Below are 743 nucleotides of genomic sequence, written 5' to 3'. Positions count from 1 at the left end.
CATAACCGGCACCCAGTTCAGCACTAGATATATCTTCAACGACGGCCATTGCTTGCCCTGAAGAGAAACCAGGAGCAGGGGCGATATAGATCTTAGTCGCCGACAGCATGTTATATTTTGATGCAATATCGGCCTCTAGGCGCGGCTCAACTTTGGCAATGGTGGAAATAGGTAACATCTCACCAGACGCGGTTTTAACGTGAATATCTTTTAGATTATCAATACCGATACGTTGCTCTGCTTTTGCCTGCAAAGTGATGTAAAACGTATTGCCCCATAAAGAGAAATCGCCACCACGTGAAGAAGCCAAGTACGTCATGAGAGTGTCATTCACTGCCGTGACAGAAACCCCATACTGACGCGCTTTTTCACGATCAACATCAATGTAGTAATGAGGAACGTTGGCTCGGAACAAGGTGTAAGCGCGGCCAATTTCTGGTGCGGCATTGAGCTTAGCAATCAGATTTTGAGCGGTATTCGATAGCTCAACTTGGCTTGCACCAGAGCTGTTTTGCAACATGTACTCTAGGTTAGAACCAGAACCAATACCTGGAATAGCAGGGGGTGCAATGGTCATTATTACACCACCGACAACGCGGCTTAGCTGTCCGTTCAATCGAGCTTGTACATCAAATACAGTGTGGCTACCTTCTAGTTGCTTACGTTCATCCCACGATTTAAGAGCAATAAATAAGGTGGCACTGTTTGACTGCATAGAAAGCGACAATGCACTAAAACCGCCC

At 46.3% G+C, this 743-nt stretch carries 1 protein-coding gene; it reads right to left on the bottom strand.

Features of this window, described 5'->3' with window-relative positions:
• On the bottom strand, positions 1-743 hold a 743-nt coding region (locus ACP45E_RS22535; protein WP_141707501.1), incomplete at both ends, for an efflux RND transporter permease subunit.

Origin of the sequence: Vibrio genomosp. F10 str. 9ZD137 (genome assembly GCF_049974785.1) — a bacterium.
Lineage (GTDB): Bacteria > Pseudomonadota > Gammaproteobacteria > Enterobacterales > Vibrionaceae > Vibrio.
This window is presented reverse-complemented; position numbering and strand designations above follow the sequence as displayed.